The 24077-nt window shown below is 66.6% G+C and carries 31 protein-coding genes; 30 read left to right on the top strand and 1 reads right to left on the bottom strand.

Going from position 1 to position 24077, the window contains the following annotated elements:
• The first annotated feature begins 61 nt into the window (after positions 1-61).
• From WS57_RS19610 to tatC, 25 genes are all read left to right on the top strand, one after another.
• Positions 62-883, top strand: a complete 822-nt coding sequence (locus tag WS57_RS19610; RefSeq protein WP_009694900.1) for an ABC transporter ATP-binding protein — start codon at positions 62-64, stop codon at positions 881-883.
• The gene (gene mlaE / locus WS57_RS19615; protein ID WP_009694901.1) at positions 880-1647 is read left to right on the top strand and encodes a lipid asymmetry maintenance ABC transporter permease subunit MlaE; all 768 of its coding nucleotides are present in this window, start codon (positions 880-882) and stop codon (positions 1645-1647) included. Before WS57_RS19610 ends, mlaE begins: the two co-directional genes overlap by 4 nt.
• Positions 1648-1671: 24 nt before the next feature.
• Positions 1672-2241 carry an outer membrane lipid asymmetry maintenance protein MlaD gene (gene mlaD, locus WS57_RS19620; protein WP_069244742.1) on the top strand — a complete coding sequence of 190 codons (570 nt, stop codon included), beginning with the start codon at positions 1672-1674 and terminating at the stop codon, positions 2239-2241.
• A 30-nt stretch (positions 2242-2271) separates the two neighbouring features.
• Positions 2272-3246, top strand: coding sequence for a VacJ family lipoprotein (locus tag WS57_RS19625; RefSeq protein ID WP_059482977.1), 975 nt, complete (start codon positions 2272-2274; stop codon positions 3244-3246).
• Between the two features lie 111 nt (positions 3247-3357).
• Positions 3358-3987: an MlaC/ttg2D family ABC transporter substrate-binding protein gene (locus WS57_RS19630; RefSeq protein ID WP_009691867.1), complete on the top strand. Its 630-nt coding sequence runs from the start codon at positions 3358-3360 to the stop codon at positions 3985-3987.
• Positions 3984-4259, top strand: coding sequence for an STAS domain-containing protein (locus WS57_RS19635; protein ID WP_009691868.1), 276 nt, complete (start codon positions 3984-3986; stop codon positions 4257-4259). Before WS57_RS19630 ends, WS57_RS19635 begins: the two co-directional genes overlap by 4 nt.
• A 194-nt stretch (positions 4260-4453) precedes the next feature.
• Positions 4454-5380, top strand: a complete 927-nt coding sequence (locus tag WS57_RS19640; protein ID WP_040126512.1) for an ABC transporter ATP-binding protein — start codon at positions 4454-4456, stop codon at positions 5378-5380.
• Between the two features lie 47 nt (positions 5381-5427).
• Complete coding sequence (locus tag WS57_RS19645; RefSeq protein ID WP_040128692.1) at positions 5428-6201, top strand: ABC transporter permease; 774 nt, start codon at positions 5428-5430, stop codon at positions 6199-6201.
• A gap of 51 nt (positions 6202-6252) precedes the next feature.
• Positions 6253-6492 carry a BolA family protein gene (locus WS57_RS19650; protein ID WP_009691872.1) on the top strand — a complete coding sequence of 80 codons (240 nt, stop codon included), beginning with the start codon at positions 6253-6255 and terminating at the stop codon, positions 6490-6492.
• Positions 6493-6505: 13 nt separating this feature from the next.
• Entirely contained in the window at positions 6506-7855 is a 1350-nt protein-coding gene (murA, locus tag WS57_RS19655) for a UDP-N-acetylglucosamine 1-carboxyvinyltransferase (RefSeq protein ID WP_069244743.1), read from the top strand.
• Entirely contained in the window at positions 7852-8505 is a 654-nt protein-coding gene (hisG, locus tag WS57_RS19660; protein ID WP_009691874.1) for an ATP phosphoribosyltransferase, read from the top strand. Before murA ends, hisG begins: the two co-directional genes overlap by 4 nt.
• A gap of 23 nt (positions 8506-8528) precedes the next feature.
• Positions 8529-9845: a histidinol dehydrogenase gene (gene hisD, locus WS57_RS19665; protein WP_009691875.1), complete on the top strand. Its 1317-nt coding sequence runs from the start codon at positions 8529-8531 to the stop codon at positions 9843-9845.
• Positions 9846-9962: 117 nt separating this feature from the next.
• Positions 9963-11036 (top strand): histidinol-phosphate transaminase, encoded by a 1074-nt coding sequence (hisC, locus tag WS57_RS19670; RefSeq protein ID WP_040126515.1) that lies wholly within the window; start codon positions 9963-9965, stop codon positions 11034-11036.
• Between the two features lie 67 nt (positions 11037-11103).
• Positions 11104-11691, top strand: a complete 588-nt coding sequence (hisB, locus tag WS57_RS19675; RefSeq protein WP_006400582.1) for an imidazoleglycerol-phosphate dehydratase HisB — start codon at positions 11104-11106, stop codon at positions 11689-11691.
• A gap of 62 nt (positions 11692-11753) precedes the next feature.
• Complete coding sequence (locus WS57_RS19680; protein WP_059515343.1) at positions 11754-12374, top strand: MarC family protein; 621 nt, start codon at positions 11754-11756, stop codon at positions 12372-12374.
• A complete protein-coding gene (gene hisH, locus WS57_RS19685) occupies positions 12371-13012 on the top strand; it encodes an imidazole glycerol phosphate synthase subunit HisH (RefSeq protein WP_059482970.1) in 642 nt (213 codons plus the stop codon). Before WS57_RS19680 ends, hisH begins: the two co-directional genes overlap by 4 nt.
• 163 nt (positions 13013-13175) lie before the next feature.
• Positions 13176-13931: a 1-(5-phosphoribosyl)-5-[(5-phosphoribosylamino)methylideneamino]imidazole-4-carboxamide isomerase gene (gene hisA / locus WS57_RS19690; protein WP_069244744.1), complete on the top strand. Its 756-nt coding sequence runs from the start codon at positions 13176-13178 to the stop codon at positions 13929-13931.
• A gap of 129 nt (positions 13932-14060) precedes the next feature.
• Positions 14061-14834, top strand: coding sequence for an imidazole glycerol phosphate synthase subunit HisF (gene hisF, locus WS57_RS19695; protein WP_009691882.1), 774 nt, complete (start codon positions 14061-14063; stop codon positions 14832-14834).
• Positions 14834-15250 (top strand): phosphoribosyl-AMP cyclohydrolase, encoded by a 417-nt coding sequence (gene hisI / locus WS57_RS19700; RefSeq protein ID WP_009691883.1) that lies wholly within the window; start codon positions 14834-14836, stop codon positions 15248-15250. The genes hisF and hisI overlap by 1 nt, the downstream gene beginning before the upstream one ends.
• Positions 15247-15612, top strand: a complete 366-nt coding sequence (locus tag WS57_RS19705; RefSeq protein WP_009691884.1) for a phosphoribosyl-ATP diphosphatase — start codon at positions 15247-15249, stop codon at positions 15610-15612. The genes hisI and WS57_RS19705 overlap by 4 nt, the downstream gene beginning before the upstream one ends.
• A gap of 68 nt (positions 15613-15680) precedes the next feature.
• Positions 15681-16115: a DUF4870 family protein gene (locus WS57_RS19710; protein WP_009691885.1), complete on the top strand. Its 435-nt coding sequence runs from the start codon at positions 15681-15683 to the stop codon at positions 16113-16115.
• 28 nt (positions 16116-16143) lie between these two features.
• A complete protein-coding gene (locus WS57_RS19715; protein ID WP_009691886.1) occupies positions 16144-16509 on the top strand; it encodes a histidine triad nucleotide-binding protein in 366 nt (121 codons plus the stop codon).
• Positions 16510-16601: 92 nt separating this feature from the next.
• Complete coding sequence (gene tatA, locus WS57_RS19720; RefSeq protein WP_009691887.1) at positions 16602-16832, top strand: Sec-independent protein translocase subunit TatA; 231 nt, start codon at positions 16602-16604, stop codon at positions 16830-16832.
• A gap of 26 nt (positions 16833-16858) precedes the next feature.
• On the top strand, positions 16859-17398 hold the full coding sequence (tatB, locus tag WS57_RS19725) for a Sec-independent protein translocase protein TatB (protein ID WP_009691888.1): 540 nt from the start codon (positions 16859-16861) through the stop codon (positions 17396-17398).
• 41 nt (positions 17399-17439) lie between these two features.
• Positions 17440-18225 carry a twin-arginine translocase subunit TatC gene (gene tatC, locus WS57_RS19730; protein WP_009691889.1) on the top strand — a complete coding sequence of 262 codons (786 nt, stop codon included), beginning with the start codon at positions 17440-17442 and terminating at the stop codon, positions 18223-18225.
• A gap of 159 nt (positions 18226-18384) precedes the next feature.
• Here tatC and WS57_RS19735 read toward each other — a convergent pair whose 3' ends face one another.
• Positions 18385-19590: a Do family serine endopeptidase gene (locus tag WS57_RS19735; protein WP_009691890.1), complete on the bottom strand. Its 1206-nt coding sequence runs from the start codon at positions 19588-19590 to the stop codon at positions 18385-18387.
• A 21-nt stretch (positions 19591-19611) separates the two neighbouring features.
• Here WS57_RS19735 and WS57_RS19740 point away from each other — a divergent pair, with 21 nt between their 5' ends.
• The 5 genes from WS57_RS19740 (at position 19612) to WS57_RS19760 (ending at position 24061) form a co-directional block, all read left to right on the top strand.
• Positions 19612-20358 carry a Nif3-like dinuclear metal center hexameric protein gene (locus WS57_RS19740; protein WP_040126520.1) on the top strand — a complete coding sequence of 249 codons (747 nt, stop codon included), beginning with the start codon at positions 19612-19614 and terminating at the stop codon, positions 20356-20358.
• 218 nt (positions 20359-20576) lie between these two features.
• Positions 20577-21197 carry a ubiquinol-cytochrome c reductase iron-sulfur subunit gene (gene petA, locus WS57_RS19745; RefSeq protein ID WP_009691892.1) on the top strand — a complete coding sequence of 207 codons (621 nt, stop codon included), beginning with the start codon at positions 20577-20579 and terminating at the stop codon, positions 21195-21197.
• On the top strand, positions 21194-22576 hold the full coding sequence (locus tag WS57_RS19750; RefSeq protein WP_144397721.1) for a cytochrome b: 1383 nt from the start codon (positions 21194-21196) through the stop codon (positions 22574-22576). The genes petA and WS57_RS19750 overlap by 4 nt, the downstream gene beginning before the upstream one ends.
• Before the next feature lie 21 nt (positions 22577-22597).
• The gene (locus WS57_RS19755) at positions 22598-23356 is read left to right on the top strand and encodes a cytochrome c1 (protein WP_009691894.1); all 759 of its coding nucleotides are present in this window, start codon (positions 22598-22600) and stop codon (positions 23354-23356) included.
• 93 nt (positions 23357-23449) lie between these two features.
• Complete coding sequence (locus WS57_RS19760) at positions 23450-24061, top strand: glutathione S-transferase N-terminal domain-containing protein (protein ID WP_006400565.1); 612 nt, start codon at positions 23450-23452, stop codon at positions 24059-24061.
• The last annotated feature ends 16 nt before the right edge of the window (positions 24062-24077 follow it).

The following is a 24077-nucleotide window of genomic DNA, read 5'->3' on the forward strand; positions in this document are numbered from 1 at the left end:
CGACATCATTCCGAGGCAGGCCCTATAATTCGGCGTTCTGCGTAAAAGGACTGTCAGCTCCGTGAGCCCCTCTCCTACCGAGACACTGCTGGAACTTCGCGACGTCGACTTCGGCTACGGCGACCGCCTCGTCCTGTCGAACCTGAACATGCGCTTCGGGCGCGGGCAGGTCGTCGCGGTCATGGGCGGCTCGGGTTGCGGCAAGACGACCGTGCTGCGCCTGATCGGCGGCCTCGTGCGCGCGCGCCGCGGCCAGGTGCTGTTCGACGGCGCCGATGTCGGCGCGCAGACGCGCGACGGCCTGTATGCGCTGCGCCGCAAGATGGGCATGCTGTTCCAGTTCGGCGCGCTGTTCACCGACATGTCGGTGTTCGAGAACGTCGCGTTCGCGCTGCGCGAGCACACCGACCTGCCCGAAGACCTGATCCGCGACCTCGTGCTGATGAAGCTGAACGCGGTCGGCCTGCGCGGCGCGCGCGACCTGATGCCGTCCGAGGTGTCGGGCGGGATGGCGCGCCGCATCGCGCTGGCGCGCGCGATCGCGCTCGATCCGCAGCTCATCATGTACGACGAGCCGTTCGCCGGCCTCGACCCGATTTCGCTCGGCATCACCGCGAACCTGATCCGCACGCTGAACGAGGCGCTCGGCGCGACGTCGATCCTCGTCACGCACGACGTGCCGGAATCGTTCGCGATCGCCGACTACGTGTACTTCCTGGCCAACGGCGGCGTGCTCGCGCAGGGCACGCCCGACGAGCTGCGCGCGTCGACCGATCCGAGCGTGCGCCAGTTCATCGACGGCGCGCCGGACGGCCCGTTCAAATTTCATTACACGAGCCCGCCGCTCGCGGCGGATTTCGGGCTCGGCGGAGGGCGCGCATGATCAGCGCGATCGGACGTTACGTCATTGGCGGCCTCGAGCGCGCGGGCTACGGCACGCGGCTGTTCGTGCGCCTGGTGCTGGAATTCTTCCCGCTGCTGCGCCGGCCGCGGCTCGTCACGAAGCAGATCCACTTCCTCGGCAACTATTCGTTCGTGATCATCGCCGTGTCGGGCCTGTTCGTCGGCTTCGTGCTCGGCCTGCAGGGCTACTACACGCTGAACCGCTACGGCTCCGAGCAGGCGCTCGGGCTGCTGGTCGCGCTGTCGCTCGTGCGCGAGCTCGGGCCGGTGGTCACCGCGCTGCTGTTCGCGGGGCGCGCGGGCACGTCGCTGACGGCCGAGATCGGCCTGATGAAGGCCGGCGAGCAGCTCACCGCGCTCGAGATGATGGCCGTCGACCCGATCAAGAACGTGATCGCGCCGCGCATGTGGGCGGGCATCATCGCGATGCCGCTGCTCGCGGCGATCTTCAACGCGGTCGGCGTGCTGGGCGGCTACTTCGTCGGCGTGGTGCTGATCGGCGTCGATCCGGGCGCGTTCTGGTCGCAGATGCAGGGCGGCGTCGAGGTCTGGGCCGACGTCGGCAACGGCGTTCTGAAGAGCATCGTGTTCGGCTTCGCCGTGACCTTCATTGCACTGTTTCAGGGGTACGAGGCGAAGCCCACGCCCGAGGGCGTGTCGCGCGCGACGACCAAGACGGTCGTGTTCGCTTCGCTTGCCGTACTCGGCCTCGATTTCCTGCTGACCGCGCTGATGTTCAGCTAAGCCTCAGCCAAGCCAAATTTTGGGATGACGATGAAAAAGACTGCTCTCGACTTCTGGGTCGGCCTGTTCGTGGTGGTGGGATTCCTTGCGGTGCTGTTCCTGGCGCTGAAGGTCGGCAACATGAGCTCGCTGTCGTTTCAGCCGACCTACGCGGTGCGGATGAAATTCGACAATATCGGCGGGCTGAAGCCGCGCGCGGCCGTGAAGAGCGCCGGCGTCGTGATCGGCCGCGTGAAGTCGATCGGCTTCGACACGAACACCTACCAGGCGCTCGTGACGATCGATCTCGACGGCCAGTACCAGTTCCCGAAGGATTCGTCGGCGAAGATCCTGACCTCGGGCCTGCTCGGCGAGCAATACATCGGCCTCGAGCCGGGCGGCGACACCGAGATGCTGAAGGCGGGCGACACGATCACGATGACGCAGTCGGCGATCGTGCTCGAGAACCTGATCGGACAGTTCCTGTACAGCAAGGCGGCCGACGCGGGCGGCGCGAAGCCGGCGTCCGGTGCGGCGCCGGCGCCTGCCGCACCCGCCGCGCCGGCACCCGTGCCGGTGCCGGCCTCCGCGGTGTCCGGCGCGGCCGCCCAATAACCACACGAGAGATCACAAGAGGGTACCAACATGCAGACGATCCGCATCAGGCATGCCGCGCTCGCGCTGGCGGCAGTCGCCGCGCTGAGCGGTTGCGCGACCGTGCAGACGCCGACCAAGGGCGATCCGCTCGAAGGCTTCAACCGGACGATGTACAAGTTCAACGACACGGTCGACACCTATGCGCTGAAGCCGGTCGCGAAGGGCTACCAGTACGTGGTGCCGCAGCCGGTGCGCGACAGCGTGACGAACTTCTTCTCGAACATCGGCGACGTCTACATCGCGGCGAACAACCTCGTGCAGCTGCGGATCGCGGACGGCGTCGGCGACATCATGCGCGTCGTGATCAACACGGTGTTCGGCGTCGGCGGCCTGTTCGACGTCGCGACGGTCGCGAAGCTGCCGAAGCACACGGCCGACTTCGGGATCACGATGGGCCGCTACGGCGTGCCGTCGGGCCCGTACCTCGTGCTGCCGCTGCTCGGGCCGAGCACGCTGCGCGACACGGCCGGCCTCGGCGTCGACTACGTCGGCAATCCGCTCACCTACGTGAAGCCGGACGGCCTCAGCTGGGGCCTGTTCGGCGTGAACCTCGTCAATACACGCGCGAACCTGCTCGGCGCGGGCGACGTGCTGGACGCGGCCGCGCTCGACAAGTATTCGTTCGTGCGCAACGCGTACCTGCAGCGCCGCCAGATGCTGATCAACAACGCGCGCGGCGAGGCCGCCACGACGTCGAGCAACGATGCGCTGCCGAAGTACGAGCTGCCGGACGACGGCGCGGCGCCGGCGGCGGGCGGGGCAGCCGGCGCGGCGGGGGCGGCGGGAGCGGCCGCGGTCGGCGGCGCCACCGCGCCCGCGCCCGCGTCGGGCACGGAAGCCGCGGTGCCGGCATCGGGCGCGGCCGTTGCGCCGAACCCGGCGAGCGAAACCAACGTGCCGCCGATGCAGGTCGCGCCGCCGTCGCCGGGCGGGCTGCGCTTCCCGAGCATCCGGCTGCACTGACGGAATTACATTCGTTACAGCCGGAAACGATTCAGTCGGTAGCGCGCGCGAACTTGCGCGTAAGCTACCGTCTCCAACCTTCGCATCGACTCATTCATGCAGGCCACTATGATGAAAAAACTGTTCCTGATCCCCGTTTTCGCGGCGCTGTTCTCGTTCGGCAGCGCGGCCCACGCGCAAGTCGACCAGTCGAACCCGCAGGCGCTGATCAAGACGGCGACGCAGCAGGTCCTCGATGAAGTGAAGCAGCAGACGATCAAGCAGGGCGACACGAACCGCATCATCTCGATCGTCAACAAGGACATCCTGCCGTACACCGACTTCCGCCGCACCACGCAGCTCGCGATGGGCCGCAACTGGCGCACGGCGACGCCCGCGCAGCAGCAGCAGGTGCAGGAGCAGTTCAAGCTGCTGCTGATCCGCACCTACTCGGGCGCGCTCGCGCAGCTGAAGCCGGACCAGCAGATCCAGTACCCGCCGTTCCGCGCGGATCCGGCCGATACCGACGTCGTGGTCAAGACGGTCGCGATGAACAACGGCCAGCCGGTCCAGATCGACTATCGCCTCTACAAGACGGCGAACGGCTGGAAGGTGTATGACCTGAACGTGCTCGGCGCGTGGCTGATCCAGACCTACCAGCAGCAGTTCAACGAGAAGATCCAGCAGAGCGGCGTGGACGGGCTGATCCAGTTCCTGACCGAACGCAACCAGCAACTTGCCGCCGGCAAGCAAGCGTCGTGAGCGGCTTCGAAGCCGGTTCCTCGCTGACCGTCGCGAGCGCGAAGACCGCGCTCGCGGCCGGTCTTGCGCGCATCGGCGCCGGCGCGACCGCCGTCGACTGCGCGGCGCTGACGCAGTTCGACTCGTCCGCGCTCGCCGTGCTGCTCGCATGGCAGCGCGCCGCGAAAGCCCGCGGCGCGTCCCTCGACATCCTCAATCTCCCGCCGAAGCTCGCCAGCCTCGCGCGCGCCTACGGCGTCGACGCGCTCATCGAAGGCACCGGGCGACATTGACGCTGTCCGACCGGAGCCTGCCGCGCCGGCCGGCGCGCGCATGCTCCACGCCGCGCGCCTGCCGCGTCGGCCTCCCCAGCCGGTTTGCCCTATAATCAAGCGTTTTGCGGGGCAGCCAATCGGCGTCGGGCCCCCATTTTTCTTTTCGCAGCAAGCACAGAATAGGCGTCGCGGCCGTTGCGCCGCGCACAGTCATGTCAGCCATAGAAATCCGTCACGTCAAGAAGCGCTACAAGGCGCTTCAGGCGCTCAAGGGCGTCAGCCTGTCGGTCGAGGAGGGCGAGTTTTTCGGTCTGCTCGGCCCCAACGGCGCCGGCAAGACCACGCTCATCAGTATCCTCGCCGGGCTCGCCCGGGCCGACGAAGGCAGCATCTCGGTGCGCGGCCATGATGTCGTCAAGGACTTCCGCGGCGCGCGGCTCGCGCTCGGCGTGGTGCCGCAGGAACTCGTGTTCGACCCGTTCTTCACCGTCCGCGAGACGCTGCGGATCCAGTCCGGCTATTTCGGGCTGCGCCGCAACGACGACTGGATCGACGAAGTAATGGCCAATCTCGACCTGACCGAGAAGGCCGACGCGAACATGCGCGCGCTGTCGGGCGGGATGAAGCGCCGCGTGCTGGTCGCGCAGGCGCTCGTGCACCGGCCGCCGGTGATCGTGCTCGACGAGCCGACCGCCGGCGTCGACGTCGAGCTGCGCCAGACGCTGTGGAAATTCATCTCGCGGCTGAACCGCGAAGGCCACACGATCGTGCTGACCACCCATTACCTCGAGGAAGCCGAGTCGCTGTGCGATCGCATCGCGATGCTGCGGCGCGGCGAAGTGGTCGCGCTCGACCGCACCGACGCGCTGCTGCGCCGCTTTGCGGGGCTGCAGCTGTACCTGCGCCTCGGCGCGGGCGCGCTGCCCGCGGAACTGCGCGGGCTCGAGACCGATCCGGCCGCGCGCGCGCCGGGCGAGCACCTGCTGCGGCTGTCGAGCTACGACGACGTCGAGCGCATCCTCGCGCAGTGCCGCGCGGCCGGCTGCGCGTTCGACGAGATCGAGGTCCGCAAGGCGGATCTCGAGGATGTGTTCGTCCAGGTGATGAACGGGGCCGAGGTCATCGAGGGACTCGCATGAAACAAACACCCGATTCGCTGCGCCCGCTGCCGGGCGGCGCGCTCGGCATGGCCCGGCAAGCGCCGGGCAGCGGTTTTCGCACGCTGTTCTACAAGGAGCTGCTGCGCTTCTGGAAGGTGTCGTTCCAGACGGTGCTCGCGCCCGTCGTCACCGCGCTGCTGTACCTGACGATCTTCGGCCACGCGCTGTCGGGCCGCGTCGAGGTCTATCCGGGCGTCGAGTACGTGAGCTTCCTGGTGCCGGGCCTCGTGATGATGAGCGTGCTGCAGAATGCGTTCGCGAACAGCTCGTCGTCGCTGATCCAGTCGAAGATCACCGGCAACCTCGTGTTCGTGCTGCTGCCGCCGCTGTCGTACCGCGACATCTTCGGCGCGTACGTGCTCGCGTCGGTGGTGCGCGGGCTGACGGTCGGCGCGGGCGTGTTCGTCGTGACGATCTGGTTCATCCCGATGCATTTCGCGGCGCCGCTGTTCATCGTCGCGTTCGCGCTGCTCGGCTCGGCGATCCTCGGCACGCTCGGCCTGATCGCCGGGATCTGGGCCGAGAAGTTCGACCAGCTCGCGGCGTTCCAGAACTTCCTGATCATGCCGCTGACGTTCCTGTCCGGCGTGTTCTATTCGACGCACTCGCTGCCGCCCGTGTGGCGCGAGATCTCGCGTCTCAATCCGTTTTTCTACATGATCGACGGCTTCCGTTTCGGGTTCTTCGGCGCGTCCGACATCAACCCGTTCGCGAGCCTCGCGATCGTTGCCGGTTTCTTCGTGCTGCTCGCGATGTTCGCGATGCGGCTGCTCGCGACCGGCTACAAACTGCGTCATTGATATCGAATGGCAGCGGCCGCCGCGGGCGGCGCGCGCCGACAGGAGCATTTCATGTTGCCGACTCCGGAACAGGTCAAGCAGTACATCTCGGGCGGGCTCGCCTGCACTCATCTGGAAGTCGAAGGTGACGGCCAGCATTTCTTCGCGACCATCGTGTCGCCGGCCTTCGAAGGCAAGCGGCCGATCCAGCGCCATCAGCTCGTCTATGCGGCGCTCGGCGACCGCATGAAGCAGGAAATCCACGCGCTCAGCATGAAGACGCTGACGCCCGCCGAATGGCAGAACGCATAACCGGAAAAACTGAGTGCAAGTCACCGTCAACGAGCGCGACGCCGTCCAGAGCGTCGCCACGGCCCACCCGGCCGCCAACGGGGAATCGCAGGGACAGGGGATGGACAAGCTCGTGATCGAAGGCGGCCACCGGTTGTCCGGCGAGATCGTCGTGTCGGGCGCGAAGAACGCGGCGCTGCCGATCCTGTGCGCGGGGCTGCTGAGCGCCGAGCCGGTCGAGCTCGACAACGTGCCGAACCTGAAGGACGTGCGCACCACGCTGAAGGTGCTGAACCAGATGGGCGTGAAGAGCGACACCGACGGCTGTCGAGTGCGGCTCGACGCGTCGCGCGTCGACAACCTCGTCGCGCCGTACGAGCTCGTGAAGACGATGCGCGCGTCGATCCTCGTGCTCGGCCCGCTGCTCGCGCGCTTCGGCGAGGCGAAGGTGTCGCTGCCGGGCGGCTGCGCGATCGGCGCGCGGCCCGTCGACCAGCACATCAAGGGCCTGCAGGCGATGGGCGCCGAGATCAGCATCGAGCACGGCTTCATCGAGGCGCGCGCGAAGCGCCTGAAGGGCGCGCGCATCGTCACCGACATGATCACGGTGACGGGCACCGAAAACCTGCTGATGGCCGCGACGCTCGCCGACGGCGAGACGATCATCGAAAACGCGGCGCGCGAGCCGGAAGTGAGCGATCTCGCACACTTGCTGGTCGCGATGGGCGCGAAAATCGACGGCATCGGCACCGACCGCCTCGTGATCCAGGGCGTCGACCGGCTGCATGGCGCGCGCCACGCGGTGATTCCCGACCGCATCGAGGCCGGCACGTTCCTGTGCGCGGTCGCGGCGGCGGGCGGCGACGTGACGCTGACGGGCGTGCGCCCGCACATCCTCGACGCGGTGATCGACAAGCTGCGCGAGGCCGGCGTATCGATCGAGGAAGGCGACAGCTGGCTGCGCGTGAAGATGGACCGCCGGCCGTCGGCGGTGACGATCCGCACGTCCGAGTACCCGGCATTCCCGACCGACATGCAGGCGCAGTTCATGGCGCTCAATGCGGTCGCGACGGGCACCGCGCAGGTCGTCGAGACCATCTTCGAGAACCGCTTCATGCACGTGCAGGAACTGAACCGGCTCGGCGCGAACATTACCGTCGACGGGAACACGGCGCTCGTGACCGGCGTCGACAATCTGTCCGGCGCGAACGTGATGGCGACCGACCTGCGCGCCTCGGCGAGCCTCGTGATCGCCGGGCTGCGCGCCGAAGGCGAGACGCTCGTCGACCGCATCTATCATCTCGACCGCGGCTACGACCGCATGGAAGCCAAACTGACCGCCGTCGGCGCGAGCGTGCGCCGCCTTTCCGGGAGCCAAGCATGACCGCGCCGCTGACCCTCGCCCTGTCGAAGGGCCGCATCTTCGAGGAAACCCTGCCGCTGCTGGCGGCGGCCGGCGTGCAGGTGGCCGAGGATCCGGAAACGTCGCGCAAGCTGATCCTGCCGACGACCGACCCGAACCTGCGCGTGATCATCGTGCGCGCGAGCGACGTGCCGACCTATGTCGAATACGGCGCGGCCGACTTCGGCGTGGCCGGCAAGGACGTGCTGGTCGAGCACGGCGGCTCGGGCCTGTACCAGCCGATCGATCTGAACATTGCGCGCTGCCGGATGTCGGTCGCGGTGCCGGCCGGCTTCGACTACGCGAGCGCGGTGCGCCAGGGCGCGCGGCTGCGCGTCGCGACCAAGTACGTCGAAACGGCGCGCGAACACTTTGCCGCGAAGGGCGTGCACGTCGACCTGATCAAGCTGTACGGCTCGATGGAGCTGGCGCCGCTGGTCGGCCTGGCCGACGCGATCGTCGACCTCGTCAGCTCGGGCGGCACGCTGAAGGCGAACAATCTGGTCGAGGTCGAGGAGATCATGCCGATCTCGTCGCGCCTCGTCGTGAACCAGGCTGCGCTGAAGTTGAAGCGCGCGGCGCTCAAGCCGATCCTCGACGCGTTCGAACGCGCGTCGCAAAATGGCAACTGAGCGCACACCGTAACGGAACTCTCATGTCCATCACCATCCGCAAACTCGATTCGACGAGCGAAGGCTTCGACGCCGCGCTGCGTGCGCTGCTCGCGTTCGAGGCGAGCGAAGACGAGGCGATCGAGCGCTCGGTCGCGCAGATCCTCGCCGATGTGAAGACGCGCGGCGACGCCGCGGTGCTCGAATACACGAACCGTTTCGACCGGCTGAACGCGGGCAGCGTCGCCGCGCTCGAGCTGTCGCAGGATGCGCTGCAGACGGCGCTCGACAGCCTCGAGCCGAAGTCGCGCGCCGCGCTGGAGGCGGCCGCCGCGCGCGTGCGCGCATATCACGAGAAGCAGAAGATCGAGTGCGGCACGCATAGCTGGCAGTACACGGAAAGCGACGGCACGGTGCTCGGCCAGAAGATCACGCCGCTCGACCGCGTCGGCCTGTACGTGCCGGGCGGCAAGGCCGCGTATCCGTCGTCGGTGCTGATGAACGCGATTCCCGCGCGCGTCGCGGGCGTCGGCGAGATCGTGATGGTGGTCCCGACCCCGGACGGCGTGAAGAACGACCTCGTGCTCGCCGCGGCGCTGCTCGGCGGCGTCGATCGCGTGTTCACGATCGGCGGCGCGCAGGCGGTCGGCGCGCTCGCGTACGGCACCGAGACGGTGCCGCCGGTCGACAAGATCTGCGGGCCGGGCAACGCGTACGTCGCGTCGGCGAAGCGGCGCGTGTTCGGCACGGTCGGCATCGACATGATCGCCGGGCCGTCGGAGATTCTCGTGCTGTGCGACGGCACGACCGATCCGAGCTGGGTCGCGATGGACCTGTTCTCGCAGGCCGAGCACGACGAGCTCGCGCAGTCGATCCTGCTGTGCCCGGATGCGTCGTTCATCGAGCGCGTCGAGAAGGCGATCGACGAGATGCTGCCGTCGATGCCGCGCCAGGACGTGATCCGCGCCTCGCTCGAAGGCCGCGGCGCGCTGATCAAGGTGCGCGACATGGCCGAGGCGTGCCGGATCGCGAACGACATCGCGCCCGAGCACCTCGAGATTTCGGCGCTGGAGCCGCAGCAGTGGGGCCAGCAGATCCGCCACGCCGGCGCGATCTTCCTCGGCCGCTACACGAGCGAAAGCCTCGGCGACTACTGCGCAGGCCCGAACCACGTGCTGCCGACCTCGCGCACCGCGCGCTTCTCGTCGCCGCTCGGCGTGTACGACTTCATCAAGCGTTCGAGCGTGATCGAGGTCAGCGCCGAAGGCGCGCACACGCTCGGCGAGATCGCGGCGGAACTGGCGTACGGCGAAGGGCTGCAGGCGCACGCGAAGAGCGCCGAGTTCCGGATGAAGGGCTGACGGACCGCCGGAACGCCGGAACCGACCGTTCCGGCGCGACGCAGGAGACACGCAGCGCGGCAGCCGCCGCGTTGCCGACCATTTGACGCCGGCGCGACGCACGCCGGCTTGCAGACCATGACGACGCCACAAGACATCATTCGCCGCGACGTGCTCGCGATGACGAGCTATCCGGTGCCCGACGCGAGCGGGTTCGTGAAACTCGACGCGATGGAGAACCCGTATCCGCTGCCCGAACCGCTTGCCGCGGCGCTCGGCGAGCGCCTCGCGCAGGTCGCGCTGAACCGCTACCCGGCGCCGCGCCCGGCCGCGCTGCTCGACAAGCTGCGCCATGCGATGGGCGTGCCGGCCGCATGCGACGTGCTGCTCGGCAACGGCTCCGACGAAATCATCAGCATGATGTCGGTCGCGTGCGCGAAGCCAGGCGCGAAGGTGCTCGCGCCCGTGCCGGGCTTCGTGATGTACGAGCTGTCGGCGAAGTTCGCGCAGCTCGAGTTCGTCGGCGTGCCGCTGAAGGCGGACCTGACGCTCGACGTCGACGCGATGCTCGCGGCGATCGCCGAGCACCGGCCGGCGCTCGTCTATCTCGCGTATCCGAACAACCCGACCGGCACGCTGTACGACGATGCCGACGTCGAGCGCATCGTCGCCGCCGCGCGGCACAGCCTGATCGTGATCGACGAGGCGTACCAGCCGTTCGCCGAGCGTTCGTGGCTGCCGCGCGCCGCCGAGTTCGACAACCTCGTCGTGATGCGCACGGTGTCGAAGCTGGGCCTGGCCGGCATCCGCCTCGGCTACCTGGTCGGGCTGCCCGCGTGGCTGACCGAATTCGACAAGGTGCGCCCGCCGTACAACATCAACGTGCTGACGCAGGCGACCGCCGATTTCCTGCTCGACCACCTCGGCGTGCTCGACGCGCAGGCGGCCGAACTGCGCGCGCAGCGCACGCAGCTCGCGCAGGCGGTGGCCGCGCTGCCGGGCGCGACGGTGTTCCCGAGCGCCGGCAATTTCCTGCTGGTGCGCGTGCCGGATGCGGCCGCCGTGTTCGACGCGCTGCTCACCGAGCGGGTGCTGGTCAAAAACGTGAGTAAAATGCACCCATTGCTGGCCGAATGCGTGCGGCTGACCGTCGGTTCTCCCGACGAAAACGCGCGCCTGCTCGCCGCTTTGAAACTCGCGCTGCCCGGTTGAGCCTGCTGGCGCCGCAGCGTCGAAACGATCAATCCCCATTTACATCAGACTCAGTCAAGGAATTGCCATGCGTGTGGCGGAAGTCGTTCGCAATACCAGCGAAACGCAGATCCGTGTGAAGCTCGATCTCGACGGCACCGGCCGGCAGAAGCTGGCCACCGGCGTACCGTTTCTCGACCATATGCTCGACCAGATCGCGCGACACGGTCTGGTCGATCTCGAGGTCGAAGCGCATGGCGACACCCATATCGACGACCACCACACGGTCGAGGACGTCGGCATCACGCTCGGGCAGGCCGTCGCGAAGGCGATCGGCGACAAGAAGGGCATCCGCCGCTACGGCCATGCGTACGTGCCGCTCGACGAGGCGCTGTCGCGCGTCGTGATCGACTTCTCGGGCCGGCCGGGCCTCGAATTCCACGTGCCGTTCACGCGCGCGCGGATCGGCACGTTCGACGTCGACCTGTCGATCGAATTCTTCCGCGGCTTCGTGAATCACGCGGGCGTCACGCTGCATATCGACAACCTGCGCGGCATCAACGCGCACCATCAGCTCGAGACGGTGTTCAAGGCCTTCGGCCGGGCGCTGCGGGCGGCGGTGGAACTGGACGAACGCGCGGCGGGGCAGATTCCGTCGACCAAGGGCAGCCTCTGAACTTCTGACCGGACGGAACGCCACGGACAACCTCACGGCTTCGGCGCGCGCGCCGGCTTGCGATGGATCTGCTGAAATCGTTCATTTCGCTGCTCGCGCTGATCAACCCGGTCGGCGCGGTGCCGTTCTTCCTGAGCCTGACGGCGCAGCAGACGGACGGCGAGCGGCGGCGCACGATCCGGATCGCGTCGGTGTCGGTGTTCTGCGTGATCGCGGTGACGACGCTGCTCGGGCAGCAGATCATCCATTTCTTCGGCATTTCGGTCGGCTCGCTTGAAGTCGGCGGCGGCATCATCATGTTGCTGATGGCGATCAACATGCTGAACGCGCAGATCGGCAACACGCGATCGACGCCCGAGGAGCGCCACGAGGCCGAACTGAAGGACAACATCGCGGTGGTGCCGCTTGCGATCCCGCTGCTCACGGGCCCCGGCTCGATCAGCACGGTGATCATCTATGCGGCGAACTCGCATCATTGGTATGACCGGGCCGGACTCGTCGCGATCGGCGCGCTCCTGGCCCTGCTGTGTTTCGTCGCGATGCGGCTCGCCGAGCCGATCGCGAACTGGATCGGCCGCACCGGCATCAACATCGCCACGCGGCTGATGGGTCTGATGCTGTCGGCGCTGGCGGTGGAATTCATCGTCAACGGACTGAGGGCGCTACTGCCTGCACTGAGATGAAAACTTCGATTGCGATTGTGGATTATGGGATGGGCAACCTGCGCTCGGTCGCGCAGGCGCTCAGGAAGGCCGAGCCGGCCGCCGACGTGGCGATCGTCGACACGCCGGCCGCGATTCGCGCGGCCGATCGCGTCGTGCTGCCCGGCCAGGGCGCGATGCCGGACTGCATGCGCTGCCTCGGCGAGTCGGGCCTGCAGGACGCGGTGATCGAGGCGTCGCGCACGAAGCCGCTGCTCGGCGTGTGCGTCGGCGAGCAGATGCTGTTCGACTGGAGCGCGGAAGGCGATACGCGCGGCCTCGGCCTGCTGCCGGGCAAGGTCCTGCGCTTCGAGCTCGACGGCCAGCTGCAGGACGACGGTTCGCGCTTCAAGGTGCCGCAGATGGGCTGGAACCGCGTGCGCCAGACGCAGCCGCACGCGCTGTGGGACGGCGTGCCCGACGACGCGTATTTCTACTTCGTGCACAGCTTCTACGTGCGCCCGGACAACCCGGCGCATACGGTCGGCGAGACGGCGTACGGTGCGCCGTTTACGTCCGCGGTCGCGCGGGACAATCTCTTCGCGACCCAATTCCACCCGGAGAAAAGCGCGGAGGTCGGGTTGCGTCTGTATCGCAACTTCGTACACTGGAAACCGTGAACGTGGTGCGCGTGCCACAGCCGGCAGGCCGGAAACGCCTGTCGGGCGGGGCTCGCACGCCGAACCGCTGTAAGAGTTGTACTAAACTAGCGAGACGGCGCGGCACCGGCAGGGCCGGTGCGCGCCCGATTCTTTTCCTTTTTCACGACGACACCCGATTGCTATGTTGCTGATTCCGGCCATCGATCTCAAAGACGGTCAGTGTGTGCGCCTCAAACAGGGCGATATGGACCAGGCCACGATTTTCTCCGAGGACCCGGCGGCGATGGCCCGCAAGTGGGTCGATCTCGGCGCCCGGCGGCTCCATCTCGTCGACCTGAACGGCGCGTTCGCCGGCAAGCCGAAGAACCTGGAGGCGATCGAGTCGATTCTCGACGAAGTCGGCGACGAAATTCCCGTGCAGCTCGGCGGCGGCATCCGCAGCCTCGAGACGATCGAGAAGTATCTCGACGCGGGCTTGTCGTACGTGATCATCGGCACGGCGGCCGTGAAGAACCCGGGCTTCCTGCAGGACGCGTGCACCGCGTTTTCCGGCAGCATCATCGTCGGCCTCGACGCGAAGGACGGCAAGGTCGCGACCGACGGCTGGAGCAAGCTGACCGGCCATGAAGTGATCGACCTCGCGAAGAAGTTCGAGGACTACGGCGTCGAATCGATCGTCTACACCGACATCGGCCGCGACGGGATGCTGCAGGGCGTCAACATCGAGGCGACGGTGAAGCTCGCGCAGGCGGTCGGCATCCCGGTGATCGCAAGCGGCGGCCTGTCGAACCTGACGGACATCGAGCAGCTTTGCGAAGTGGAAGAGCACGGCGTCGAAGGCGTGATCTGCGGCCGCGCGATCTACTCGGGCGACCTCGACTTCGCGGCCGCGCAAAGGCGCGCGGACGAACTGAACGGCGAACTCGACGACGCCTGATCGCGCTCGTCCCTTTCGCCGGGGCCGCCCGCGGGCGGCTCCGAACGGGCGTCTCGTGCGAGACGTCCGCAACCGGCCGCCCGACCGGCCGCAACCGGCCGTCCCCGTCGCGGCATTTGGCGCAACATCATGGCTCTAGCTAAACGCATCATCCCCTGCCTGGACGTGACTGCCGGGCGTGTCGTCAAGGGCGTCAACTTCGTCGAGCTGCGCGACGCGGGCGACCCCGTCGAGATCGCCCGCCGCTACGACGAGCAGGGCGCCGACGAACTGACGTTCCTCGACATCACCGCCACCTCCGACCAGCGCGACCTGATCCTGCCGATCATCGAGGCGGTGGCATCGCAGGTGTTCATCCCGCTGACGGTCGGCGGCGGCGTGCGCGCCGTCGAGGACGTGCGGCGCCTGCTGAACGCGGGCGCGGACAAGGTCAGCATGAATTCGTCGGCGGTCGCCAACCCGCAGCTCGTGCGCGATGCGGCCGACAAGTACGGCTCGCAGTGCATCGTCGTCGCGATCGACGCGAAGCGCGTGTCGGCCGACGGCGAGACGCCGCGCTGGGAAGTGTTCACGCACGGCGGCCGCAAGAACACGGGCCTCGACGCGATCGAATGGGCGCGCCGCATGGCCGAGCTCGGCGCCGGCGAGATCCTGCTGACCAGCATGGACCGCGACGGCACGAAGTCGGGCTTCGACCTCGCGCTCACGCGCGGCGTGTCGGACGCGGTGCCGGTGCCGGTGATCGCATCGGGCGGCGTCGGCTCGCTGCAGCATCTGGCCGACGGCATCAAGGACGGCCGCGCGGATGCCGTGCTCGCGGCGAGCATTTTCCACTATGGCGAACACACGGTCGGCGAGGCGAAGCGCTTCATGGCCGACCAGGGCATCCCGGTGAGGCTGTGATGAAGAGCGAAACGCAATCCGTGCCCGCGTGGCTCGACAAGGTCCGCTGGGACGACAACGGCCTCGTGCCGGTGATCGCGCAGGAAGCGGCGACGAACGACGTGCTGATGTTCGCGTGGATGAACCGCGAGGCGCTGGCGAAGACGATCGAGACGCAGCGCGCGGTCTATTATTCGCGCTCGCGCAAGCGCCTGTGGTTCAAGGGCGAGGAGTCCGGCCACGTGCAGCACGTGCACGAGGTGCGGCTCGACTGCGACGAGGATGTCGTGCTGCTGAAGGTCGAGCAGGTGTCGGGCATCGCATGCCACACCGGCCGGCATTCGTGCTTCTTCCAGAAATTCGAAGGCACCGTGGAGAACGGCGACTGGGTCGCGGTCGAGCCGGTGCTGAAAGACCCCGAACACATCTACAAATGACGCAATCGACCGAAGACACGCTGCTGCGCCTCGCGGCCGTGATCGATAGCCGCAAGGGCGGCGATCCCGAGCAATCGTACGTGTCGCGCCTGTTCCACAAGGGCGACGACGCGGTGCTGAAGAAGATCGGCGAAGAGGCGACCGAAGTCGTGCTGGCCGCGAAGGACGTGCGCCAGGGCGGCGCGCCGTCCGCGCTGGTGGGCGAGGTGGCCGACCTGTGGTTCCACTGCCTCGTGATGCTGTCGCACTTCGACCTGAGCCCGGCCGACGTGATCGCCGAACTCGAGCGGCGCGAAGGGCTGTCGGGCATCGAGGAGAAGGCGATGCGCAAGCGCCGCGAGCGCGAGGAAAACGGCGGCTGAGCGGCACCGTCGCATCGCGGCCACAGTGCGTGAGGCTGTAAGAATTGTCATCTGACGGGGGTAGCATCATGACCGATACACCGGGCGGGTATCCGCCGCCGTCGGTACCGGGCGACACGGATGCCGGACGCCTGAGCGGATTGCGCACGCTGACTCACGTGCTGTACGCCCTTTATGCGCTGCACTGGTTTTCGGGCGGCATCACGAGCGTGATCGCGGTGATCGTCAACTACGTGAAGCGCGACGACGCGGCCGGCACGCCGTACGCCGCGCATTTCGAGTGGCAGATCCGCACGTTCTGGCGCACGCTGATCGCTTACGCGATCGGGGTGGCGCTGATCCTGACGGTGATCGGGATCGTCGTGAGCCCGACGATCCTGCTGCCGGTGGTCCTCGGCGGCATGGTGATGTTTGTCACCAGCCTCTGGACGCTGTACCGTATCATCAAGGGCTGGCTGTATCTGTACGACAACAAGGCGCTCGATCCGCGGGCATGGTTCTGACCACGGCGCGGGCACCGGCAGGAGCAACATGAGTCACGATCCGAATTGCCTGTTCTGCAAGATCGCGGCAGGCGAGATCCCGAGCACGAAAGTGCACGAGGACGACGAATTCGTCGCGTTCCGCGACATCCGCCCGGCGGCCGACACGCACGTGCTCGTGATTCCGCGCCGGCACCTGCCGACGCTGTCGGCGGCGAGCGCGGACGACGCGCCGATGCTCGGCCGGATGATGGTGCTCGTCGCGCGCCTGGCCGACCAGCTCGGCGTCGCGTATACGGGCGGCGAAACGGGTTTCCGCACGGTGATCAATACGGGCCCGGGCGGCGGGCAGGAGGTGTACCACCTGCACGCGCATATCCTGGCCGGTCCGCGCCCGTGGCAGCGGATGGGTTGATGGCGCGGGGCGTTGTCCCGCATCGATAGTCGAAGCCGGCGCATCGCCGGCGATTTGCGCCGCCAGCGGCGTGGTTGAGGAGAGGTTTCATCATGGGTGGATTGAGCATTTGGCACTGGCTGATCGTGCTGCTGATCGTCGCGCTGGTTTTCGGCACGAAGAAGCTGCGCAACATCGGCAACGATCTGGGCAGTGCCGTGAAGGGTTTCAAGGACGGCATGAAGGACGGCGATGCGCCGGCGGACGCGCAGCAGCTGCCGCGTTCGGGCACGGTCGACGTCAACGCGAAGGAAACGACGCGTTCCGATTCGAACAAGGCGTAACGCCCGCGCGCTGACAGGCTTCCCCGATGCTGGATCTCGGTCTTTCGAAGATGGCGCTGATCGGCGTCGTCGCGCTCGTGGTGCTCGGCCCCGAGCGCCTGCCGCGCGTCGCGCGCACGGCAGGCGCGCTGTTCGGCCGCGCGCAGCGGTATATCAACGACGTGAAGGCCGAGGTCTCGCGCGAAATCGAACTCGATGCGCTGCGCACGATGAAGACCGATTTCGAGGCGGCCGCGCGCAATGTCGAGACGACGATTCACGACAACCTGCGCGAGCATGAGAAGGACCTGAACGACGCGTGGCAGTCGACGGTCGGCGGTCTGCATGATGCGGCCGGCACGTCGGGCGCGGCCGGCACGTCCGATTCCGGTTCGCCCGCTGCGCCGGCGTGGCGCGGCAGCAGCATCGCGCTGACGCCGAAGCGTCGCAACTGGCGCGTCAAGCAGGCGGCGACGCCGGTCTGGTACAAGCGCGCCACCACTCGCCGCACGCACGTGCAGTCGGGTGCGGCGCGCGTCGCGCGCCATCAGCCGGCCAGTCTGCGCCGGCCGACGCGCTTCTTCTGAGTCGTGCGCATGCGCGCTCGTCAATCCTACCGAGGGCCGGTGTGAGCGACCCCCAGCAGAATCCGGGCGAAGGTCCGGAAGAAACCTTCATTTCCCATCTCGTCGAGCTTCGCGACCGCATCATCCGCGCGGGGCTGTCCGTGATCGTCGTGTTCCTCGGGCTCGTCTACTGGGCGCCCGACATCTTCCGGCTGCTCGCGCGGCCGCTGATGGAGAACCTGCCGAAGGGCGGCAAGATGATCGTGACCGACGTCACGGGCTCGTTCTTCGTGCCGATGAAGGTCACGATGCTCGTCGCGCTCGTGATCGCGCTGCCGGTCGTGCTGTACCAGATCTGGGCGTTCGTCGCGCCCGGCTTGTACCAGCACGAGAAGCGGCTCGTCGCGCCGCTCGTCGGCAGCAGCTACGTGCTGTTCCTGTGCGGGATGGCGTTCGCGTACTTCCTCGTGTTCCCGACGATCTTCCGCGTGATGGCGCACTACAACGCACCGCTCGGCGCGGAGATGTCGACCGACATCGACAATTACCTGAGCTTCGTGCTCGGGATGTTCATCGCGTTCGGCGTCACCTTCGAGGTGCCGATCGTCGTCGTGCTGCTGGTGCGGATGGGCGTGCTGACGGTGAAGAAGCTGAAGGAGATCCGCCCGTACGTGATCGTCGGCGCGTTCGTGGTCGCGGCGGTCGTCACGCCGCCGGACGTGTTCTCGCAACTGATGCTCGCGCTGCCGCTCGTCGTGCTGTACGAGGCCGGAATCGTGGCCGCGCGCTTCTTCGTGCCGAAGCCGACCGAAGAGGCCGACGCGCAGAAGGACGGCGCCGCAGGGTGAGGCGGGCGGCCGGCGAGGCCGCTGACAGCCGGGGCGGGCGGCGGCACGCCGCCGGTTTCCGACAGCCGCACGCGTCTCGAATCCATCGCCACAAAGCAGAAAGGGCAGCGACCGGCTGCCCTTTTTGCTTTGTGCTTTCTGCGCCGGCCGGGGCCGGCGTCACTCGCTGTCGCTGTCCTGGTCGTCGAGCGCCTGCTTCGGCGGCGGCGGGCGCTTGCCGATCACGACGTTCACGTCGAATTCCTTGCCCTTGCGCACCACGTGCACCTTGGTCGGCGTGCCCGGCTTGATCTGCGCGACGGTGTTCAGCAGCTTGGTCGTGTCGGTGATCTCCTCGCCGTTGACCGTGACCAGGATGTCGCCCGGCTTGATGCCGGCCTTGTCGGCCGGGCCGCCCTGCAGCACGCCCGCGACGATCGCCCCCGACTTCTGCTGAAGCCCGAACGACTCGGCGATTTCCGGCGTGACGTCCTGCGGCTCGACGCCGATCCAGCCGCGCGTGACCGAGCCCGACGTGATGATGCTTTCGAGCACCGTGCGGGCGGTCGATACGGGAATCGCGAAGCCGATGCCGAGCGAGCCGCCCGAGCGCGAGTAGATCGCCGTGTTGATGCCGAGCAGGTTGCCGTTCACGTCGACGAGCGCGCCGCCCGAGTTGCCGGGGTTGATCGGCGCGTCGGTCTGGATGAAGTTCTCGAACGTGTTGATGCCGAGGTGGTTGCGGCCGAGCGCGCTGATGATCCCCATCGTGACCGTCTGGCCGACGCCGAACGGGTTGCCGATCGCGAGCACGACGTCGCCGACGCGCGACTGGTCGGAGCGGCCGAGCGTGATCGTCGGCAGGTTCGTCATGTTGATCTTCAGCACGGCCAGATCGGTTTCCGGATCGCTGCCGATCACCTTCGCGGTGGCCGTGCGGCCGTCGGCGAGCGCGACTTCGATCTGGTCGGCGCCGTCCACGACGTGCTGGTTCGTTAGAATGTAACCTTCCGGGCTCACGATAACGCCCGAGCCGAGGTTGGCCGCGGGCTCGTCCTGCTGCTTGCGGGTGTTGCGGTCGCCGAAGAAGTAGCGGAACAGCGGATCCTTCGCGCGCGGGTCGGGCGGCAGCGAGCCGTCCTTGCTGGAGAACACGTTGACGACGGCCGGCATCGCCTTCTGCGCGGCGTCGGCGTACGACGTGGTCGCCGGCGCGCCGCCGATGCCGGGCGCGACTTCGCGCAGCGCAACGATCGGCGTCGCGAGCTGCTTGCCGAGCTGTCCCTGCCGTTGCAGCCACTGCGGCTTGAGCGTGACGACAATGAACATCAGCGCGAGCAGCACCGTGACTGCCTGCGCGAAGAACAGCCAGAAGCGTCTAAGCATCTGAATGGACTAGAGGTTTATATGGATCGGATCGAACTTGAATTGTACTTGAACAATACCCTTGAAACCGCGCGCTTCAAGGACTATTGCCCGAACGGCCTGCAGGTCGAAGGGCGTCGCAAGATCGACCGGATCGCGACCGGCGTGACGGCCTCGGCCGCGTTTCTCGAAGCCGCGCTCGAATGGGGCGCGGATGCGGTGCTGGTCCATCACGGCTATTTCTGGCGCAACGAAGCGCCGCAGATCACCGGCCGCAAGTACCAGCGCCTGAAGCTGCTGCTCGCGAACGACCTGAACCTGTTCGCATTCCATCTGCCGCTCGACGCGCATCCCGAATTCGGCAACAACGCGCAGCTCGGCGAGAAGCTCGGCCTGATCGGCGAGCAGCGTTTCGGCGAAGGCGACCTCGGCTGGATGGCGACGCTGCCGATGCCGGTCACGCTCGAACACTTCGTCGCGAAGGTCGAGCGCACGCTCGGCCGCACGCCGCTCGTGCTCGGCGATCCCGATCTGCAGCTGCGCCGCATCGCGTGGTGCACGGGCGCTGCGCAGAGCTATTTCGACGCGGCGATCGATGCGGGCGCGGACGTGTTCCTGACCGGCGAGGTGTCCGAATACGTGACGCATACGGCTGCCGAGAGCGGCGTCGCGTTCGTTGCGGCGGGGCACCATGCGACCGAGCGGTACGGAATCCAGGCGCTCGGCGCCCATTTGTCCGAGCAATTCGATCTCGAACACCTTTTTATCGACATTCACAACCCCGTGTGAAGGCGGGATTTGCGGCAGCGCATCGAAACTTCGCAATGAAGCAGATGCTTAAAAAGCGAATGATTTAACCGCTCCTATAGTGGGGGAAAACCCTTAACTATCAATCACTTCGAAGGGATTTTTGGCGTCGGGCCTTGTAAATGGCGACTCCATTCGCGCAAACTAGCGGCGGAATGGAAAGTCGTGACGGAAAATCCAACTCAGAAGTGGGGCGTGTGATGCGAGACAAGGAAGAGAAACGCGTCGACAGCGGCCGCCGTACCTGGCTGATTGCGACATCCGTAGCAGGTGGCGTAGGAGGCGTCGCCACCGTCATACCTTTCGCGGCGTCGCTCGCGCCGTCCGCGAAAGCCAAAGCGGCCGGTGCGCCGGTGGAGGTCGACATCAGCGGCCTGAAGCCCGGCGAGATGGTCACCGTGCCGTGGCGCGGCAAGCCGGTGTGGATCCTGAACCGCACCGACGACATGCTGGCCGATGTGGTCAAGGCCGACAAGGAAGTGGCCGACCCGACCACGAAGTCCCCGTATTCGATGCCGCTGCCCGCGTATTGCGCGAACGAATATCGTTCGCGCGCAGATCGCAAGAACATCCTCGTCGTGATGGCCGTGTGCACGCACCTCGGCTGCACGCCAAGCCAGCGCTTCACGCCGGGTCCGCAGCCGAACCTGCCGGACGACTGGCCGGGCGGTTTCCTGTGCCCGTGCCACGGTTCGACCTACGACCTTGCCGGCCGCGTGTTCAAGAACAAGCCGGCGCCCCAGAATCTCGACATCCCGCCCTACATGTTCACGTCGGCGACGACCCTCGTGATCGGCAAGGACGAGAAAGGAGAAGCGTGATGGCCGACAACAAGGAAGTCTCCACGACAGGTCTCACCGGCTGGATCGACCAGCGCTTCCCGCTCACGACTACCTGGAAGAAGCACGTTTCCGAGTACTACGCGCCGAAGAACTTCAACTTCTGGTACTTCTTCGGCTCGCTCGCGCTGCTGGTGCTCGTCAACCAGATCGTCACCGGCATCTTCCTGACGATGAACTACAAGCCCGACTCGACGCTCGCGTTCGCGTCGGTCGAGTACATCATGCGCGAAGTGCCGTGGGGCTGGCTGATCCGCTACATGCACTCGACGGGCGCGTCGATGTTCTTCGTCGTCGTGTATCTGCACATGTTCCGCGGGCTGCTGTACGGCTCGTACCGCAAGCCGCGCGAGCTCGTGTGGATCTTCGGCTGCGCGATCTTCCTGTGCCTGATGGCCGAGGCGTTCTTCGGCTACCTGCTGCCGTGGGGCCAGATGTCGTTCTGGGGTGCGCAGGTGATCGTCAACCTGTTCTCGGCGATCCCGTTCGTCGGCCCGGACCTGTCGCTGTGGATTCGCGGCGACTACGTGGTGTCCGACGTCACGCTGAACCGCTTCTTCGCCTTCCACGTGATCGCGATTCCGCTCGTGCTGGTCGGCCTCGTGATCGCGCACCTCGTCGCACTGCACGAGGTGGGGTCGAACAACCCGGACGGCATCGAGATCAAGGCGAAGAAGGACGCCAACGGCGTGCCGCTCGACGGCATCCCGTTCCATCCGTACTACTCGGTGCACGACTTCCTCGGCGTCTGCGTGTTCCTGATCGTGTTCGCGGTGATCGTGTTCTTCGCGCCGGAGATGGGCGGCTACTTCCTGGAGGCGAACAACTTCGTGCCGGCGAACCCGCTGCAGACGCCGCCCGAGATCGCGCCGGTGTGGTACTTCACCGCGTTCTACGCGATGCTGCGCGCGACCACCGACCCGTTCAAGATCGTGCTGATGATCGTGATCGCGCTGCTCGGCGTGCTTGCGCTGATCCGTGCGCGCGGCAAGTGGAAGATCGGACTGCCGGTGCTGGCCGCCGCGATCGTCGTGTTCATGTACCTGACGGAATCGAAGTTCTGGGGCGTCGTGGTGATGGGCTCGGCGGTGATCACGCTGTTCTTCCTGCCCTGGCTCGACCGCAGCCCGGTGAAGTCGATCCGCTATCGGCCGCTGTTCCACAAGGTGTTCCTCGGCATCTTCGTCGCTGCGTTCCTGACCCTCGCGTTCCTCGGCACGCGGCCGCCATCGCCGGCCGCGACGCTGATCGCGCAGGGCTGCGCGCTGATCTACTTCGCGTTTTTCCTCGGCATGCCGGTCTGGACGCCGCTTGGCACGTTCAAGCAGCCGCCGGAACGGGTGCGCTTCAAGCCCCATTAACGTGAGCGAGGAGAGAACGACATGAAGAAACTGCTTTCGATGCTCGCGCTGATCGGGGCGACCGCGTGTGCGCTGCTGGCTGCGCCGGTGGCGTCGGCGGAGGGCAATTTTCCGCTCGACCGGGCGCCCGATAACACGGAAAATCTCGTTTCGCTTCAGCACGGCGCGCAATTGTTTGTAAACTATTGCCTGAACTGCCACAGCGCGAACCTGATGCGCTACAACCGTCTGACGGATCTGGGCATATCCCAGAAGGAGATCGAAAAGAATCTCCTGTTCACGACCGACAAGGTCGGCAACACGATGTCCGTCGCGATGCGGCCCGAAGACGCGAAGAACTGGCTTGGCACGTCGCCGCCCGACCTGTCGGTCGAAGAGCGGGCGCGCGGCCGCGACTGGCTGTATACGTATCTGCGCAGCTTCTATCGCGACGATACGCGGCCGACCGGCTGGAACAACGCGGTGTTCGAGAACGTCGGCATGCCCCATGTACTGTGGCAGCTGCAGGGGCAGCGCACCGCCAAATTCGAAGAAAAGACGGACGAGGAGACGGGCGAGAAGGTCCGTACGCTCGTCGGCTTCCAGCAGGTCACGCCGGGGACGCTGTCCGCGGTGGATTATGATGCTGCCGTTGCCGACCTGGTGGCGTACATGACATGGATGTCCGAGCCGGCCCAGCAGACCCGCAAACGCCTCGGCGTATGGGTGCTGATCTTTCTCGGCGTCCTGACTTTCCTGGCCTGGCGGCTGAATGCCGCGTACTGGAAAGATATCAAGTAATCACGCCTGACCGGCGTGGGGCCGGCGCAACGTGGAGCCTGCGAAAGGGTTTCGCCGCGCGCCGGCCCTCGGCTTTTTTGAGGAAACGCAAACATGATGGTTCTGTATTCCGGCACAACTTGCCCGTTCTCCCAGCGTTGCCGGCTGGTGCTGTTCGAGAAGGGCATGGACTTCGAAATCCGTGACGTCGACCTGTTCAACAAGCCGGAAGACATTTCGGTGATGAACCCGTACGGTCAGGTGCCGATTCTGGTCGAGCGCGACCTGATCCTGTACGAATCGAACATCATCAACGAGTACATCGACGAGCGCTTCCCGCATCCGCAGCTGATGCCGGCCGACCCGGTGCAGCGTGCACGTGCGCGCCTGTTCCTGCTCAACTTCGAGAAGGAGCTGTTCGTCCACGTCAGCACGCTCGAGAACGAGAAGGGCAAGGCAGCGGAGAAGAACCACGAGAAGGCGCGCCTCGCGATCCGCGATCGCCTGACGCAGCTCGCGCCGATCTTCGTGAAGAACAAGTACATGCTCGGCGAAGAGTTCTCGATGCTCGACGTCGCGATCGCGCCGCTGCTGTGGCGTCTGGATCACTACGGGATCGAGCTGTCGAAGAACGCCGCGCCGCTGATGAAGTATGCCGAGCGGATCTTCAGCCGTCCGGCGTATATCGAAGCACTGACGCCGTCCGAAAAGGTCATGCGTCGTTGATGATGCAATGAAGGCA

Origin of the sequence: Burkholderia pseudomultivorans (assembly GCF_001718415.1) — a bacterium.
Taxonomy (GTDB): Bacteria; Pseudomonadota; Gammaproteobacteria; order Burkholderiales; family Burkholderiaceae; genus Burkholderia; species Burkholderia pseudomultivorans_A.